The 16,431-nt window shown below is 62.9% G+C and carries 13 protein-coding genes and 1 pseudogene; 7 read left to right on the top strand and 7 right to left on the bottom strand.

From position 1 onward, the window contains the following. Nucleotides 1-22 precede the first annotated feature (22 nt). Entirely contained in the window at nt 23-352 is a 330-nt protein-coding gene (locus G7068_RS04190) for an FmdB family zinc ribbon protein (RefSeq protein ID WP_341873769.1), read from the bottom strand. A 119-nt stretch (nt 353-471) separates the two neighbouring features. Here G7068_RS04190 and G7068_RS04195 point away from each other — a divergent pair, with 119 nt between their 5' ends. The 7 genes and pseudogenes from G7068_RS04195 to G7068_RS04225 all read left to right on the top strand — a co-directional run bounded on the left by G7068_RS04195 (nt 472) and on the right by G7068_RS04225 (nt 8,580). Beyond that, nucleotides 472-870: a TOBE domain-containing protein gene (locus G7068_RS04195; RefSeq protein WP_166289353.1), complete on the top strand. Its 399-nt coding sequence runs from the start codon at nt 472-474 to the stop codon at nt 868-870. A gap of 7 nt (nt 871-877) precedes the next feature. Further along, nucleotides 878-1,717 carry a molybdate ABC transporter substrate-binding protein gene (modA, locus tag G7068_RS04200; protein ID WP_244304669.1) on the top strand — a complete coding sequence of 280 codons (840 nt, stop codon included), beginning with the start codon at nt 878-880 and terminating at the stop codon, nt 1,715-1,717. Next, nucleotides 1,717-2,519 (top strand): annotated as a pseudogene (locus G7068_RS04205) (ABC transporter permease). Before modA ends, G7068_RS04205 begins: the two are co-directional and overlap by 1 nt. Continuing rightward, on the top strand, nt 2,516-3,601 hold the full coding sequence (locus tag G7068_RS04210) for a sulfate/molybdate ABC transporter ATP-binding protein (protein ID WP_166289356.1): 1,086 nt from the start codon (nt 2,516-2,518) through the stop codon (nt 3,599-3,601). Before G7068_RS04205 ends, G7068_RS04210 begins: the two are co-directional and overlap by 4 nt. Before the next feature lie 96 nt (nt 3,602-3,697). After that, the gene (gene moaA / locus G7068_RS04215; protein ID WP_166289359.1) at nt 3,698-4,777 is read left to right on the top strand and encodes a GTP 3',8-cyclase MoaA; all 1,080 of its coding nucleotides are present in this window, start codon (nt 3,698-3,700) and stop codon (nt 4,775-4,777) included. Further along, nucleotides 4,767-5,936, top strand: coding sequence for a hypothetical protein (locus G7068_RS04220; protein WP_205881342.1), 1,170 nt, complete (start codon nt 4,767-4,769; stop codon nt 5,934-5,936). Before moaA ends, G7068_RS04220 begins: the two co-directional genes overlap by 11 nt. After that, nucleotides 5,923-8,580, top strand: coding sequence for a multicopper oxidase domain-containing protein (locus G7068_RS04225; RefSeq protein ID WP_166289362.1), 2,658 nt, complete (start codon nt 5,923-5,925; stop codon nt 8,578-8,580). The genes G7068_RS04220 and G7068_RS04225 overlap by 14 nt, the downstream gene beginning before the upstream one ends. A 21-nt stretch (nt 8,581-8,601) precedes the next feature. Here G7068_RS04225 and G7068_RS04230 read toward each other — a convergent pair whose 3' ends face one another. From G7068_RS04230 to G7068_RS04255, 6 genes are all read right to left on the bottom strand, one after another. After that, nucleotides 8,602-9,030, bottom strand: coding sequence for a hypothetical protein (locus G7068_RS04230; protein ID WP_166289365.1), 429 nt, complete (start codon nt 9,028-9,030; stop codon nt 8,602-8,604). Nucleotides 9,031-9,188: 158 nt separating this feature from the next. Next, on the bottom strand, nt 9,189-9,509 hold the full coding sequence (locus G7068_RS04235; protein ID WP_166289368.1) for a DUF2249 domain-containing protein: 321 nt from the start codon (nt 9,507-9,509) through the stop codon (nt 9,189-9,191). A 36-nt stretch (nt 9,510-9,545) separates the two neighbouring features. After that, entirely contained in the window at nt 9,546-10,304 is a 759-nt protein-coding gene (narI, locus tag G7068_RS04240; RefSeq protein WP_166289371.1) for a respiratory nitrate reductase subunit gamma, read from the bottom strand. Further along, nucleotides 10,301-11,017, bottom strand: coding sequence for a nitrate reductase molybdenum cofactor assembly chaperone (gene narJ / locus G7068_RS04245; protein ID WP_166289374.1), 717 nt, complete (start codon nt 11,015-11,017; stop codon nt 10,301-10,303). Before narJ ends, narI begins: the two co-directional genes overlap by 4 nt. Further along, a complete protein-coding gene (gene narH / locus G7068_RS04250) occupies nt 11,010-12,671 on the bottom strand; it encodes a nitrate reductase subunit beta (protein WP_166289377.1) in 1,662 nt (553 codons plus the stop codon). Before narH ends, narJ begins: the two co-directional genes overlap by 8 nt. Continuing rightward, nucleotides 12,671-16,417 (bottom strand): nitrate reductase subunit alpha, encoded by a 3,747-nt coding sequence (locus tag G7068_RS04255; protein ID WP_166289380.1) that lies wholly within the window; start codon nt 16,415-16,417, stop codon nt 12,671-12,673. The genes narH and G7068_RS04255 overlap by 1 nt, the downstream gene beginning before the upstream one ends. Between the last annotated feature and the right edge of the window lie 14 nt (nt 16,418-16,431).

A 16,431-nucleotide genomic window follows, 5' to 3' on the forward strand; every position in this document is an offset into this window, starting at 1 on the left:
TTTGATCGTGAGGGGTGGGCGCCTATGCCCGTGGCAGCTTCGCGTGAAGGGGGTTCTGGGTGACTCGCTGGGGTCGCGCCGATCCACGCGATGGCAAGCGGTCGACCACGGCGGGCTCGTGGGCGCTCCGCGCCGAGTGGTCGAGCAGCTGAAAAGCCGCGTTCCCCGCGGCAGACAGATGCGGTGCGGTAATCACTCGCTTCGCCAGGCCACCACAGGCTCGGCACTCGGTCGTTGTCGGCACATCCGCCATTGAAAATAGGGCGTCAAAGTGACAGCCCTCGGAGCACCGGAATGTGTAACTGGGCATTTGTGCTCCGTCCTCGCTCCGTCGCGTGCAGTACTTGACCATCTCGCCGTTGAGCTGATCGAGCACTACCTGGGACGCTATCGAGCTTCAAAAGAGAAGTCAACGATTTTTCACGGCCCTCAGGTCGGCAACTCCGCAGATGCGGCTCTATGCTGATATTTATGACGCATTTCAGGATCCGTGAGGCCGCAGCCCTGGTTGGCGTGAGTAATGACACCGTTCGCCGTTGGGTCACGGACGGGCACCTCGAGTCGTCCACCGACGCCTCGGGTCGCCAAGTGGTTTCGGGCCGCTCGTTGGCAGCCCGGGCCATCGCACTCGCGCCGTCGGTAGACGACGATGCCGTGGTGCGCCGTAGTGCCCGCAACCGCTTCACCGGTATCGTCACGGCCATCGAGATTTCTGGGCTCATCGCTCAGGTCGAGCTGCAGTGCGGGCCGAATCGTGTTGTGTCACTCATGACCTCAGAAGCCGCGGTTGACCTCAATCTTGAGGTGGGATCCCGAGCCACCGCGGTCGTCAAGGCCACCATGGTCATTATCGAAACTGAGCAGAGATAGGAACACAGTGAATCAAACGGACTTCCCCCGACACCCGGTTCGCACGATCCTGAAAACAGTCGCGCTTGCAGGAGCCGCTGCGCTCATGCTTTCGGGGTGCTCATCAGCGGCCACCCCAGATGCGAAACATCCGGAGCCTTCCGCAAGCAGCGAGCTCAGCGGCGAACTTTCCGTCTTCGCTGCCGCTTCGCTGCAGCCGGCGTTTGAGCCACTCAGTAAGGAGTTCACGAAGAAGCACCCCGGAGTGACCTTCTCCTTCAGCTTTGACGGTTCCTCGGCACTCGCCACGCAGATCTTGAGCGGAGCGCCAGCCGACGTGTTTGCTTCCGCCGACGAGGCAAATATGAAGAAGGTCGAGGAAGGCGGTTTGAACACCGGCGTTCCCACACTCTTTGCCACCAGCGAGCTTGTGATTGCGGTAGCCCCCGGAAATCCACTCGGGATCACCTCGCTCGCGGATCTCGCGAAGCCCACCAAAGACGGCGCCGATCCTACCGTGGTGATCTGCGCGGCCGAGGTTCCGTGTGGCGCAGCTTCGCACACACTTCTCGACCGAGACAAGGTCGCGCTCTCGCCCGCCAGCGAAGAGCAAAACGTGACCGCGGTGTTGACCCGGGTGCGGGAGGGAGAAGCCGATGCGGGTCTCGTCTACGCCTCCGACGTGCAACGCTCGAACGGCGAGGTTGAGGGCATTCCGATCAAGGGTTCTGAAGACGCAGCCGGCAGCTACCTTGCAGTGCCGCTGCAGGGCTCAAAGCTGTCAGAAGAGGCCGCGGCCTTCGTCGACTTCTTGAAGTCCGAGGAAGCTCGCTCGCTACTCCTGAAGCTCGGGTTCCGAGCGCCGTGATCCGCACCACCACGCAGACCACCCTGCCGGCCACGCTCTGGGCGCCGGCAGGGTTGGCCGTTGCCGTTCTGCTGCTGCCGCTGGCCGCACTCTGTATTCGGGTCGATTGGGCCCGGGTGCCCGCAACGCTCGCCTCTCCCGAGGCGCTTGGGGCGCTCGGGCTCTCACTCTTCACAGCCAGTATTGCGACGGTGCTCTGCGTGCTGCTCGGGCTCCCACTCGCCTTCGTCATCGCGCGTGCGCCGGGCCCAATTGCAACCGCTCTGCGCGCGCTCACGACACTTCCGCTCGTGCTCCCACCGCTCGTTGGGGGCTCGCGCTGCTGTCACTACTCGGGCGGGGCGGTGTGCTCGGCGATTGGCTTGCAGAGTTCGGGATCAGGATCCCCTTCACCACCGCAGCCGTAGTGATCGCGCAGACCTTCGTGGCACTGCCGTTTTTGGTGATCGCTGTCGAGGGCGCACTGCGCAGCCTCGACAGCGGATACGAGCACGCGGCCGAGAGCCTGGGGGCACGGCCCTGGACAGTGCTGCGCCGGGTCACCCTTCCGCTGCTCGCGCCCAGTCTGACGGCAGGGGCGATCCTGTGCTTCACCCGAGCGCTCGGCGAGTTTGGGGCCACCGCCCTTTTTGCGGGGAACTCCCCCGGCACCACTCGCACCATGCCCCTCGCCATCTACACAGCGTTCAATGGGGCCGGTGTGACCCAAGACACAGCCCTCACGCTCTCGCTACTGCTGGTTCTCGTGGCGATTGTCGCGCTCATTCTCATGCGAATACGACCGAGCGGAATCGCAGCATGAGCGGGCTCGACTGCGCAGTTCAGGTGCAGCGCGGAGACTTTGAGCTCAACGCTGCTGTGCGGGCCGCACCCGGCGAGGTGCTCGCCGTGATCGGAGCGAACGGCTCGGGCAAGTCGACGCTGCTCGGGGCCATCGCCGGCACTCACCCGATTGCTAACGGCTCGGTGCGCCTTGGTTCGCGTGTTTTGTGTTCCCGGGGAGGCCAGGCCCCCACGGTTTCGCTGCGCCGCTCGGCTCGTCGCGTGGGCTTCCTCGATCAGCGGGCCCGGCTGTTTCCTCATCTCAGCGCCCGCGCCAACATTGCCTTCGGACCTCGGGCGCAGGGCGAAAGCCGACGCACCGCCGAGGCGACAGCCGAGGAGTGGCTGGTGCGAGTCGGACTGTCCGGTCGTGGTGATGCCAGGTCGAGCCAACTCTCCGGCGGCCAACAGCAACGAGTGGCTATTGCCCGCACGCTCGCGGCCGATCCCGCACTGCTGCTGATCGACGAGCCCTTTGCGGCGCTCGACGTAACGAGCAGCGGCGAGTTGCGAGAACTGATCGCGACGGAAGCGCGCCGCATGCAGATTCCCGTGGTGCTCGTCAGCCACGATCCAATCGACCTGATCTCGCTTGCCTCTCGTGTTGTGGTACTTGAGGCTGGCGCGGTCACTCAGTCGGGAACAGTGGCGGAGGTACTCGGGTCACCCGAGACGCCGTTCGCAGCGGCATTCACCGGGCGCGTGCTACTGAGGGGCACTGCCTCAGATAGCGGAGTGCTGACACCTGACGCCCCGCTGCGGGAACTCCACGGGGTCGGGAAGCTACCCAGTCCCGGCACAGCGGCCAGCGCGAGTTTTGAGGCTGCGGCGGTGCGGGTGGTTCCGGATCCCGCGCCCTCATCAGCGACAGAGAATTCATGGAGCGGCACGATCAGCGCCATTTCGGCGGGGCCTGCCGGGGTACGACTCGAGTGCGCCGAGTGGCCAGGAATCTATGCGGAGCTACCGCTTTCCCGCGCCTTCGAACCGTGGATAACAGTGGGTGCGAGCGCACGCTGGGAGTTGCCCACGGAGGCAGTACGTTTTGGCACACCGCACTGATTAAAAACGGGCAGGAGCCAACGACAGCGTCGGTTCGCAGTGTTATGGTCGTGGGGCAGGCGCAAATGCGCGGCGAAACCCTCGGGAGGTGCGTGAGTGTCGAAGAATTCCGTTCCCACCCCCCGGTCACGGCAACTCCCTTCGACGGGTCTCTTGGACGCCAGGCAGCGACAGCTACAAGACCTGCGCATCTCCGTGACCGACCGCTGCAACTTCCGCTGCGTCTACTGCATGCCAAAGGAATTGTTCGGGCGTGACTACCAGTTTCTCGAGCGCAGTGAGCTGCTCACCTTCGAGGAGATTGAGCGCATCGCCCGAGTCTCGGTGGGCTTGGGCGTGCGCAAGCTCCGATTGACCGGTGGTGAACCGCTGCTGCGGCGCGGCATCGAAGACCTCGTCTCCAAGCTTGCGGCGCTGCGCACTCCCGACGGCGAGCGCGTCGACCTGGCCCTCACCACAAACGGCTCGGCGTTGCCGGTCAAGGCTCAGGCTCTGCGCGAGGCCGGTCTGCAACGGGTGACCATTTCGGTCGACTCGCTCAAAGAGGACCGTTTTCAGGCGATCAACGACGTGCGCTTCCCGCTTGCCCGGGTATTCGACGGCATCGCCGCCGCGGAAGCCGCGGGGCTCGGCCCGATCAAGATCAACGCGGTGATCAAGCGCGGCGTCAATGACGACGAGGTCCTAGCCCTCGCCGAACACTTCCGCGGCACCGGTCACACACTGCGCTTCATCGAGTACATGGACGTTGGCACTTCAAACGGTTGGGAGATGGCCGACGTGGTGCCGTCTGCCGAAATTCTGAGCACCATCAACGCGGCACACCCCCTCGAACCGCTCACCCCCAGCCACCCGGGCGAGACCGCAAAGCGGTGGCGCTACGTCGACGGTGGCGGTGAGATCGGTGTGATCTCGAGCGTAACGGGGGCATTCTGCGGCACCTGCACCCGCGCCCGTATCTCGGTCGAGGGCAAACTCTTCACCTGCCTGTTCGCGACCGAGGGCACCGACCTGCGAGCACTGCTCAGGGGTGGCGCAGACGACGAGGCGCTCGCCGCAGCGCTCACTGGCATCTGGAATGCCCGCGATGATCGCTACTCCGAGCTGCGCGCGCGGCTGTCTATCCCGGGCTCTCCCGCTCGCCAACGCATCGAAATGTCGTACATTGGCGGTTGAGCGGATCGTGAACCAGGGTGCCACCACCACTCGGAACCCGTTCTGGCGAATTCTCTTTTTCGCCCCCGCAGCAATCGCGCTGATCCTCGGTCTCGTTGCCGGGCTCAGACTTCTCAAGCTGTTCCCCGAGGATCAGCCCGACGTCTATACCGGGGTTCACGGCCCCCTGATGGTATTCGGGTTTATCGGCACACTTATCGCGCTCGAGCGCGCCGTTGCGATCCGCCGCTGGTGGGGTTACGCTTCGCCTGCGTTTCTTGGATCTGGCGGAATCGTGCTCGCCATCGGGCTCAATCACCGCGCCGGGCAGCTCTTGCTCACTCTTGGACTCGTTGTGTTTCTTGCGGTGTACCGAGTCATCTGGCAGCGACAGCACACCGCAGCAACCGCGATCCAAGCTCTCGGGGCCGTGGCCGCGCTGTGTGCGGTGCTGCTGTGGCTGGGTGGATCTGGTGTCCCTCAACAACTCCCGCTCATGGTGACGTTTCTAGTCTTGACCATCGCCGGTGAGCGACTCGAACTTGCACGGGCCGCGATCAAGACTGGCCTGGCTGAGACTCTCGCGATCTGGATCGCTGGCGTAATGCTGGCCGCCGCCATCGTGCCGGTCCTCGCGCCGCTAGCTGGCCAGCCTGTGTTTGGAGCTGCGCTGATCGCTCAGGTGGCCTGGCTGTGGCGCTACGACATCGCCCGCAACACCATTCGAGGCACCGGTATCACTCGCTACATGGCATTCTGCCTACTCAGCGGTTACATCTGGCTCGCGGTGTCGGGGCCCATCTGGGTCGGCCCCGCTTCGGCACTCTCCGGTCGCTTCTACGACGCCGCGATCCACACCGCTTTTATCGGTTTTGTGCTGTCGATGATCATGGCGCACGCGCCCGTGATTCTGCCCGCCGTGCTGCGCGTTTCGCTCCCCTATACCCCGCTCATGTACGGCCCTGCGGCGCTGCTGCAGCTGGGGCTCGCGATTCGTGTGGGCCTTGGTGATTTCTACGACATTGAGCTTGCGGTGCAAATCGGCGGCACCCTCAACGTGTTGGCAGTGATCCTGTTCGCCGCAACTGTCATTTTTGCCGCGATCCGCATGCGACGCGCTCGCGCCTCACACGCTCAAATCCAACCGCAATCGCAGAAAGTCCCCGATGCAGAGACGTAACTGGTACCTCCTGATGAACAGCCTGGTCGGGCTGTGGCTCGCGGCGGCCGCGGTAGGTGTTGGCGTGCATCGCTTCGTGCCGCACCAGGTTTGGCTGATGGTGCACCTTGCGCTGCTCGGCACAGTCTCGACCGCGATCTACATTTGGAGTCAGCACTTCGCAGACACCCTGCTGCGTCGCCCGGGGCTGGGCGGCCGGGTATCACTCGGGCTGCGGCTCGCCACCCACACCGTGGGTGCCGTGCTCGTGGTCATCGGCATGCTCGCCAGCCAGTGGATGCTGGTGGCGGCCGGTGGAGTGCTCGTTGGGCTGGCTGCGTTCACACACGCCTTCTTGCTGTGGCGACAGTTGCGCGGTGCGCTCCCTTCACGATTCAGGCCGCTCGTTCGCTACTACATTGTGGCGTCGCTCATGCTGATCGGCGGCGTGACGCTCGGCATTCTGCTCGCGAGCGCGGAGGGTGGGTCCGAGCACGTGCGACTGCTGGTGGGCCATGTCGCCTTCAATTTCTTGGGGTGGATCGGCCTCACTGTCACCGGAACGGCGATTCTGCTGTGGCCAACGATCCTGCACGCCCGAATGAAAGACAATGCCGACACGGGGATCCGCCGCGCGCTCCCGCTACTTTCAGCAGGCATCCTGATCGTTGCCCTTGCGGCGGCCGTCGATGCGCCTCTGCTGGTCGCGGTTGGTCTTGCGGTCTGGCTCGTTGGCATTGCGTTCCCCTTGTACTACGGTGCGCAGCAGGCGCGCGAAATGCCGCCCGGAACATTCGCCGGTTGGAGCGTGGGCGCCGGAATTTCATGGCTGGTTCTCTCAGTGGCAGGGTACCTCGTTGTTGTCGCCTTGAACCCGGATTGGGTGCGCATGGTCGGTGCGCTGATGTGGTTCCTGATCCCGTTTGTGGCGGGGGCGGCTGTGCAGATCGTGATTGGGGCGCTCAGCTACCTGTTATCGGTCGTTATTGGTGGCAGCCCGCAGGCGGGCAAGGTTGCCGCCGAGATGTTGGATCGGCACTCCGCGTTCCGTGTGGTCGCGTTCAACGGCGGGCTGCTCTTGTATTTGCTGCCGCTGCCGAGCCTGGTAAAAGTGCTGCTCTCGGGATTTGTGTTCGGTGTGCTGATCACCTGGGGCGTGTTGGCAGTTCGAGCTGTGGTCGCCGCGCGCACGCACAAGAAGCAGCAGCCGGAGCCGGTTCAGCCGGGCGGCGGTGTGCCCCTCACCCTTACGCAGGCTCCTGCGCCTCGGCCTCGCTTCTACGGCGCGATCACCGCGGCGATCGGCGTGCTCGCACTGGTGGTTTGCGGGGGCGTTGCGCTCGATCCAGCCTCCGCCGGCATCGGCACCTTTGCTGCGAACACTCGGGTCACACCCACAGGGCAGACCACTGTGGCAGAGGTGTCCGTCGAGGGCATGCGGTTTGTACCGGCCACGATTGAGGTGCCAGCGGGCAATGAACTTGTCATCAACCTCACGAACACCGGCACCGACACGCACGACCTCACCCTCGCAACCGGGCTCAGCACACCTCGACTCGCTCCTGGTCAGAGTGCCACGATCGAAGCCGGAGTGATCGGCGGCAACGTCGAGGGCTGGTGCTCAATCGCCGGACACCGCCAGATGGGCATGGTGCTCGATATCGTGGCGACCGGGCTGGGCGCGGGCGCCGAAGCCGGCTCGGAATCCGGTTCAGGATCGGAATCAAGCACAGCGCACCACGAAGGTGACTCTGCCTCAGCAGTCCCGGCAGCAGGTGCAGCCACCGACATTGATCTTGAGCATGCGCCAGGCAAAAAGTTCAAACCGTGGGATGCGGCGTTGCCCCCGGCCAGCGCCGAGACGGTTCACCGCGTCACACTCAAGGTGTCAGAGAACGTACAAGAGGTCGCACCGGGCGTGACACAAACGCTGTGGTCGTTCGGTGGCCAAACGCCCGGGCCCGCTTTGCGCGGCAAGATCGGTGACACCTTCATCATCACCCTTCAGAATGACGGCTCGATTGGCCACTCGATCGATTTCCACGCTGGCGCGCTCGCCCCCGACAAACCAATGCGCACGATCCAACCCGGCGAATCCCTTGAGTACACTTTCACGGCGACACGCGCTGGCATCTGGATGTATCACTGCTCAACCATGCCCATGTCGCTGCACATCGCGAACGGCATGTTTGGAGCGGTCGTCATTGATCCCCCGGACCTCAGTCCCGTCGACCACGAATACCTGGTGGTGCAGAGCGAGCTCTATCTCGGGGAACAGGGCGGGGTTGCGAACGCGGCCAAGATCGCGGCTGAAGCACCGGACCTGGTGGTGTTCAACGGCTACGCTAACCAGTACCGCTTCGCCCCGCTAACGGCGAAGGTTGGCGAGCGTGTACGGGTCTGGGTTCTCGATGTTGGCCCCTCGCGTCCAACTTCATTTCACATCGTGGGCGGGCAGTTCGACACTGTTTTCTTTGAGGGCGATTACCAGCTGAAACAAGGCGGCAGCACGGGCGTGGGTGGATCGCAGGCCCTTGGGCTGCAGGCTGCCCAGGGTGGCTTCGTCGAGCTCGCCTTCCCAGAGGCGGGCAACTACTCCTTCGTAAACCACGCCATGGTCGACGCTGAGCGCGGCGCAAATGGATTATTCAAGATCTCGAAATAGACCTATCTCGCGAACCGCGGCCTAGTCAGGCATGACCTTACGAGAGATTGCCTGTACATCTCCATCGAGTCCGTCCACCTGTTTTTGCAATCGGTCAAAGCGCTTATCGACCTGCTCGAAGCGCTGGTCGACCTGTTCGAAGCGTTGGTCGACCTGCTCGAAACGCCGATCGACCTCTTCAAAACGCCGGTCCACTTCATTGAAGCGCAACACCATCTCTGTTTTGAGTCCATCAATTCGCTCATTTACGGAGTTGAACTTAGTGTCCATCGAGTCGAACTTCGATTCCATGGTCTGAGTAAGCGCGGAGATCTGCGCAGAAAACTGCACTGTCACACCATCAAACTTCGACGACAGGGTTCGCATAAATAGCTGGGTGATAATCGTGATCAGCCCAATCATGATCGCTGCAAACACCCCAATAAGGGTCCAAACTTGTGGTTCATTCATCGGGATCATGCCTCTCATTCTGACTGATTTCAGACCAGAATGCCAGGCCAAAGCGCTGATCAAGGCGCAAAAATGGAATCTGTGGATAAGTACCGAAGATCCACCAAAATGGGGTGCCTGTTAGCGAAGGTCGAAGACTCCACTAACGCACCAAAACACTACTTCCGTGTGAACCGCACAATACATTTCTCGGGCGCACGCTCCACATAGGCCTGCTCGAAACCGTCATCAAACTCGCGGTCAACCTGGGCGAGCAGGGGCAGCGGATCGTGCGGCGCGATCAGATCCATCGAGAATCCGGGCCGAATAGAACCGAGTGCCCCAAGAATGGTTGCGTGCCGGATCGCGTGCGGAATCTCCCGAGCATCAAGCACAATTCGATCCGCGTCATTCTCCTGACACGTGCAGACGTGCCCGGATCCGCAACCGCCCTGCGCCCCAGCGGGATTGGCACCGATCTCAACGGGTTGCACAGACATACAATTCTCCCTTCAGGAGAAAACTCAAGCGAATAGTTACAGCCGCCGAAGCTTGTCTGGGTCCGGCGTTTCGATACTTTCCCAACCGCGACGCTTCTGCCGCGACCCCTGCTGCTCGTCGCGCGAGCGGTACACGATGTAGGGGCGGAACAGGTAACCAACCGGCGCAGAGAACACGTGCACCAGCCGGGTGAACGGCCACAGCATAAACAGCGCCATCGCACACAGTACGTGCAGCTGGAACATGACCGGCACCGCTTCCATCAGCTCGGGCTGCGGCTGGAACACGATGAGGCTGCGCAGCCACGGCGAAATCGTGCCGCGGTACTCATATCCGGGGCCAAGCACCTGAAACATGAACGTCGCGATCGTGCCAAACAGCAGCGTCGCACCGAGAAAGGCGTACATCACCTTGTCCATCGCGGTGGTTGCGAGCAACACGGCACCAGTCATGCGGCGGCGGTAGACCAGAATCACAAGCCCCACAAGTGTGAGAACGGCGGCAATCGACCCCATCCAAGTGGCCCCGAGGTGATAGATGTGCTCGCTGATGCCGATGGCGTAGAGCCACTCGCGCGGGATCAAAAGCCCCACCACGTGACCGGCGATCACCATCAAGATCCCGATATGGAACATCGGTGATCCCCAGCGCAGCAACTTACTCTCGTAGATCTGGCTCGACCGGGTGGTCCACCCGAACTTATCGTAGCGGTACCGCCAGATGTGGCCGACGACAAAGGCGGCGGCAGCGGCGTACGGAACGGCAACCCACAGCAGCACTCCGACGGGAGTCATCGCAGGACCTCCTCGCGATTTGGATCGGTTTGGGAAAACGGTTTCAAAGCCCCGAGAAAACTCACACCAACAGTCTCGGTCGGCGGTCCCTCATTGATCAGGTCGAGATAGCGCTCGCGCGTACCGGGGTCCATCTCGGGCAGGGTCAGGCAGATCGCCTCAACTACGAAGGCGTACGGGCTCTCGTACTCTCGCAGGCCCGCCCGCAGCACCTCGATGCCCTCACGGTGCGCGGCAAGCAGCTCCTGCGCAATCGGAGAATCGCTCAGAGCCGAGAACTCAAGCACAACCGGCAGAAAGTCGGGCAGCTCAGGGGCATCGAACTCCCAGCCTGCAGCCCGATACGCCTCCTGAAACGTGACGAGCGCCATGCCTCGACGGCGAGTGTCGCCAGCCGCGTAGTAACTTAGGTACAGGCAGCACTTACGCTTCAGGTCGAAGGTGGTGACGTACTCCTTCTGCCGCTGCACAGTATCCTTCACCACCTGCGCGTCGAAGTAACGCTGGAAGGCAGCTGCCACCGGTTCTGGCAGCTGAGCAACCAGCTTCTCCAGTCGCGGCAGCTGCTGCTCGTACTCCGCACTCGGATAGTCGAGCAGATGCGAGGCGACAATGTGGGCGATGGATCGCTGCGCCTGATCCATTGCCACGATTTCAAGTCGCTCCGGCGCAATCTTCTGCCGCAGCGGCCCCAAGACCCGGGTGCTACTCATTGTTCTCGCCGCCCTCAGTCTTCTCCGGTGGGAACATGCCCTTCGTGCCGTCCCCGTCTCCGTTCCAGTTCAGCAGGTTGACGCGACCACGGGTCGACGGCAACCGAGCGTCTGTCTGCCGCTTCTTTGTGAGTTGGAAGGTCTCAGCCGAGGCCGACACCTGCGGTCCGCTGCCGCCACCGAAGGGGTTGGGTCCGCCCATGCCGGGGCCACCATCCACGTCGAGCGAGCAGCCCATCTCTTCGAGATCCTTTGCTTGCTCGGCGTGCGCGGCCGGGATCACGTTGCGATCCTCGTATTTCGCGATCGCGAGCAAACGGTACATCTCTTCGATCTTCTCGCCGGTCATACCAACGGCAGACGCGATGCGCTCGTCACGCTCCTCCTCCAGGTTGATGCGTCGCATATACGAGCGCATCGCCGCGAGCTTCTTCAGCGATTCGTTCACCGGGTCGATATCCCCCGCGGTAAACAGTCCCGCGAGGTACTCGATCGGGATCCGCAGCTTGTCAATGGCGGCGAAGAGTGTCCGTGCGTCTTCACCGTCGTTACCCGAACTGGCGACCACATCAACAACGGGTGACAGCGGCGGGATGTACCAAACCATCGGCATGGTGCGGTATTCGGGATGCAGCGGCAGAGCCACCCGGTAGTCGTTGATGAGCTTCCAGATCGGGCTGTTCTGTGCGGCCTCGATCCAGTCCTCGGGTATCCCCTCGGCCCGCGCCGCCTCAACAACCGCGGGGTCGTTCGGGTCGAGAATAATGTCGCGCTGTGCCTCGAGCAGGTCCTGCTCGTTTTCAACGGAGGCGGCCTCGGCAACGCGGTCTGCGTCGTAGAGCACGAGGCCTAGATACCGCAGGCGCCCAACGCAGGTCTCCGAGCACACGGTCGGCAGGCCGACCTCGAGCCGCGGATAGCACAGCGTGCACTTCTCGGCCTTGCCCGTCTTGTGGTTGAAGTAGACCTTCTTGTAGGGGCAACCCGAGACGCACATGCGCCAGCCGCGGCACGCGTCCTGATCCACCAGCACGATGCCGTCTTCGCTGCGTTTGTACATCGCGCCCGAGGGGCACGAAGCGACACACGAGGGGTTCAGGCAGTGCTCGCAGATGCGCGGCAGGTAGAACATGAAGCTCTGCTCGAACTCCATCGCCACGTGCTCGCTCATGTGTTTAAGGATCGGATCATCGGCGATAGTCTCGGGCGAGCCACCGAGGTTGTCGTCCCAGTTCGCCGACCACTTGATCTTCATGTCTTCGCCCGTGAGCAGGCTCTTGGGCCGGGCCACCGGGGTGTGCGCGCCCTGCGGTGCGTTCAGCAGGTTGTCGTAGTCGTAGGTCCACGGCTCGTAGTAGTCGTGCACCTCCGGCAGCTTCGGGTTCGAGAAGATACTTGAGAGCTTCTTCAAGCGCCCGCCCGAGCGCAGTTTCAACCGGCCGCGCTTATTGCGCACCCAGCCGCCGCCCCACTTCTCCTGGTCTTCGTAGCCGCGCGGGTAACCAACTCCCGGGCGGGTCTCAACATTGTTGAACCAGACGTACTCAACGCCGCTGCGGTTCGTCCAAGCTTGCTTGCAGGTGACGCTGCAGGTGTGGCACCCGATGCACTTGTCGAGATTCATGATCATCGACATCTGAGCCATGACCTTCATCAGTAATCGACCTCCTGGCTGCGGCGACGGATCACGGTGACCTCATCACGTTGGTTTCCCGTCGGCCCCAGGTAGTTGAAGGCGAACGAGAGCTGGGCATATCCACCAATCAGGTGGCTGGGTTTGAGAAGCACCCGCGTAAGCGAGTTGTGAATGCCACCGCGCAGGCCGCTGGTCTCGGTGCGGGGCACATCGACCGTGCGGTCCTTCGCGTGGTACATGTACACGGTGCCCTCGGGCATACGGTGCGAAACGATCGCGCGGGCCACCACAACTCCGTTGCGGTTGTAAGACTCAATCCAGTCGTTGTCGCGCACACCGATCTTGTCGGCGTCCTGCGGGCTCATCCAGATCGTGGGGCCGCCTCGCGAGAGCGACAGCATAAACAGGTTGTCCTGGTACTCCGAGTGAATCGACCACTTGGAGTGCGGGGTGAGGTATCGAACTGCAACCTCGGCACGGCCCTCGGAGCCCGGTGCCCCCGTGGCTTCCTGCGATCCGACAATCGAATCACCGAACAACCGGTGCATGTCGAGCGGCGGCCGGTAGATCGGCAGTCCCTCACCGAGCTCACTCATCCAGTCGTGGTCGAGGAAGAAATGCATGCGACCGGTCAGCGTGTGCCACGGCTTCAGGTGCTCGACGTTGACGGTGAACGCACTGTAGCGGCGGCCACCGTGCTCGGATCCCGACCACTCGGGCGAGGTGATCACACTCATGGGGCGCGCCTGCACATCGGCAAATGTGATCCGGTTGCCCTCGTGATCTTCCGAGAGCTGCGTGAACTTCTGACCAGTGTGCTTCTCGAGGGCGCGGAAGCCCTCGGTTGCAAGGCGACCGTTGCTAGTGCCGGAGAGGGCGAGGATCGTGTCACACACTTTCACGTCGGTATCGAGCAGCGGTAGCCCTTCAGTTACCGGGTGCTTCGCCGTGCCGTTCAGGCGCTTCAGCTTCTCGACCTCTGGGGTTGGGTCGTACTTGATCCCCTTGGTAATCATGCCGAGTTTGGTCGCGAGCGGCCCGAGCGCCTTCATTTTCGCACCGATCGCGGTGTAGTCACGCTCAACCACGATCAGCTTCGGCATGGTGACACCGGGCACGAGTGGTTGGTCGTGCAGCACCGTACCGTGTGGGGTGGCGAGCGCGTCGGGTGTATCGTGCAGCAGCGGGGCCGCAATCAGATCCTTACGTGTGCCGAGGTGTTCGACCGCCATCTCACTGATCGAATCGGCGAGATTGTTGAAGATCTCAAAGTCGGTCTTCGTTTGCCACGGTGGTTTGATCGCCGGGTTGAAGGAATGGATGAACGGGTGCATGTCCGTCGACGACAGATCGTGCTTTTCGTACCAGGTGGCCGCAGGGAACACGATGTCCGAGAACAGCGTGGTGCTGGTCATACGGAAGTCGGTTGTGACGAGCAAGTCGAGTTTGCCCTCGGGGGCTTCGTCATGCCACTTGATCGAGCGCGGTCTGCGTGCCTCGTCGGCCTCGCTCGCGCGAATCGCCGAGTCGGTGCCAAGCAGGTGCTTCAGGAAGTACTCGTTGCCCTTACCCGAGGATCCGAGAATGTTTGCGCGCCACACGTTCAGCACGCGCGGAAAATTCTCGGGTGAATCGGGATCCTCGCACGCGTACTTCAGGCTACCGTCTTGCAAGCTCTGCACAACGTAGTCGGCGGGCTCCATGTCCGCGGCATCCGCATCGTCGACAAGGTCGAGCGGGTTACGGTCGTATGTCGGGTAGCTTGGCATCCAACCGCGCTTGGCCGAATCTACGAGGCAGTCGGCGGTAGTGCGGTCGGCGAAGTCACCTTTGGCGAGCGGGGAGGCGAGCTGGTCGGCCGGCAGGCCGTCGTAGCGCCACTGGTCGGTAGCCATGTACCAGAACGCGGTGCCGATCATGGCGCGACCCGGGCGCACCCAGTCCCCCGCGGTGCCGTACTGTGTGTACCCCGTGACCGGGCGCACCTTCTCTTGGCCGACGTAGTGGGCCCAGCCACCGCCGTTCACGCCCTGGCAACCCGTCATGGTGGTGAGCGCGAGGAAGGTGCGGTAAATGGTGTCGGAGTGGAACCAGTGGTTCGTGCCTGCCCCCATCAGAATCATCGAGCGGCCCTTCGACTGCTCGGCATTCTGCGCAAACTCGCGGCCGATCCGCTCAGCCTTCTCGGCGGGAACGGAGGTGATCTCCTCCTGCCAGGCGGGCGTTCCGGGTGAGCTCGCATCGTCGTAGCCCTGCGCCCATACGCCGGGCAGGCCCTCGCGGCCAATGCCGTACTGCGCGAGCATCAGGTCGAACACGGTCGTGACTGTATGGCCGTCAACAACCGTAATTGGCACGCCACGACGCACGATGCCCGCACCGCCCGCCTGCTCGTTACCCGCGTCGGGAGCAACATCGAAGCGGGGCAGGTCGAGCGGTGCGGCCTCGCCGCTCCACTTCGGCGAATCCATGATGGACAGCCGGGGATCGGTATCGCCGAGATCGAGGTTCCACTTGCCCTCGTCTTCAGCGCTGAATCGGTGGCCGAGTGAGCCGTTGGGCACAACGGGAAGACCCTGCTGGTCGAGCAGCACGGTCTTGAACTTGTCGTTCGTGGTGTGCTCGTCCGTGTCAGCCAGGTCTGAGGCAGTTAAGAACTTGCCGGGCACCCACGCATCACCGCGGCGCTCGAGCGCCACGAGGTAGGGCGCATCGGCGTAGGTCTTCATGTAGTGCTCGAAGTACGGGGTGCGGCGATCCACGAAGAATTCTTTGAGGATCACGTGGCCCATCGCCATCGCGAGCGCCCCGTCCGTGCCGGGGTGCGGCGCGAGCCACTCGTCAGCAAATTTTGTGTTGTCGGCGTAGTCGGGCGAGACCGTAATGACTTTCTGACCCTTGTAGCGGGCCTCGGTCATGAAGTGAGCGTCCGGTGTGCGGGTGACCGGAACGTTCGATCCCCACATCATCAGGTACGAGGAGTTCCACCAGTCAGCCGACTCAGGCACGTCGGTCTGGTCGCCAAACACCTGCGGGCTTGCGACCGGCAGGTCCGCGTACCAGTCGTAGAACGACTGCATGGTACCGCCGAGCAAATTGATAAAGCGCGCACCGGCGCCGTGCGACACCATCGACATCGCGGGAATCGGTGAGAAACCCGCGACGCGGTCGGGGCCGTACTTCTTGATCGTGTGCACGTGCGCGGCGGCGACCATCTCGTTCGCCTCGTCCCACGTTGCGCGCACAAGGCCACCCTTGCCGCGGGCGCGCTTGTAGCTGCGGCTGGTCTCGGGATCTTCGGTCACCGCAGCCCAGGCAAGCACGGGATCGCCGAGGCGCGCCTTTGCCTCGCGGTAGGCGGAAAGTAGCACACCCCGCACGTAGGGATAGCGCACGCGGGTTGGCGAGTAGGTGTACCAGCTGAAGGCCGCACCACGTGGGCAGCCGCGGGGCTCGTACTCCGGTGAGTCCGGCCCGACAGTCGGATAATCCGTCTGCTGGGTCTCCCACGTGATGATGCCGTCTTTGACGTACACCTTCCACGAGCAGGATCCTGTGCAGTTCACACCGTGGGTTGAGCGCACAACTTTGTCGTGCGACCAGCGGTCACGGTAGAAGGAGTCGCCCTTGCGGCCACCCTCGAGAAAAAGGGAACGGAGGTCTTTGGAGGTTTCACCGCGGTGCAGGAATCGTCCAAGCGATAGGAGCGAGTCCTCAAGAGGACCGTCGGTTGCTGGGGGTACTGGTTTGGTGTCGCGTGACATGTCGTTTCCTGTCC

It is taken from the genome of Leucobacter viscericola, assembly GCF_011299575.1.
Taxonomy (GTDB): domain Bacteria; phylum Actinomycetota; class Actinomycetes; order Actinomycetales; family Microbacteriaceae; genus Leucobacter; species Leucobacter viscericola.

What these genes read in the sequence shown, in the direction of transcription:
- G7068_RS04210 (WP_166289356.1), top strand. Translation starts at nt 2,516, where the DNA reads ATGAGCGGGCTCGACTGCGCAGTTCAGGTGCAGCGCGGAGACTTTGAG.
- G7068_RS04230 (WP_166289365.1), bottom strand. Translation starts at nt 9,030, where the DNA reads ATGAATGAACCACAAGTTTGGACCCTTATTGGGGTGTTTGCAGCGATC.
- narI (WP_166289371.1), bottom strand. Translation starts at nt 10,304, where the DNA reads ATGACTCCCGTCGGAGTGCTGCTGTGGGTTGCCGTTCCGTACGCCGCT.
- G7068_RS04225 (WP_166289362.1), top strand. Translation starts at nt 5,923, where the DNA reads ATGCAGAGACGTAACTGGTACCTCCTGATGAACAGCCTGGTCGGGCTG.
- G7068_RS04235 (WP_166289368.1), bottom strand. Translation starts at nt 9,509, where the DNA reads ATGTCTGTGCAACCCGTTGAGATCGGTGCCAATCCCGCTGGGGCGCAG.
- narJ (WP_166289374.1), bottom strand. Translation starts at nt 11,017, where the DNA reads ATGAGTAGCACCCGGGTCTTGGGGCCGCTGCGGCAGAAGATTGCGCCG.
- narH (WP_166289377.1), bottom strand. Translation starts at nt 12,671, where the DNA reads ATGAAGGTCATGGCTCAGATGTCGATGATCATGAATCTCGACAAGTGC.
- G7068_RS04255 (WP_166289380.1), bottom strand. Translation starts at nt 16,417, where the DNA reads ATGTCACGCGACACCAAACCAGTACCCCCAGCAACCGACGGTCCTCTT.
- G7068_RS04190 (WP_341873769.1), bottom strand. Translation starts at nt 352, where the DNA reads ATGGTCAAGTACTGCACGCGACGGAGCGAGGACGGAGCACAAATGCCC.
- G7068_RS04195 (WP_166289353.1), top strand. Translation starts at nt 472, where the DNA reads ATGACGCATTTCAGGATCCGTGAGGCCGCAGCCCTGGTTGGCGTGAGT.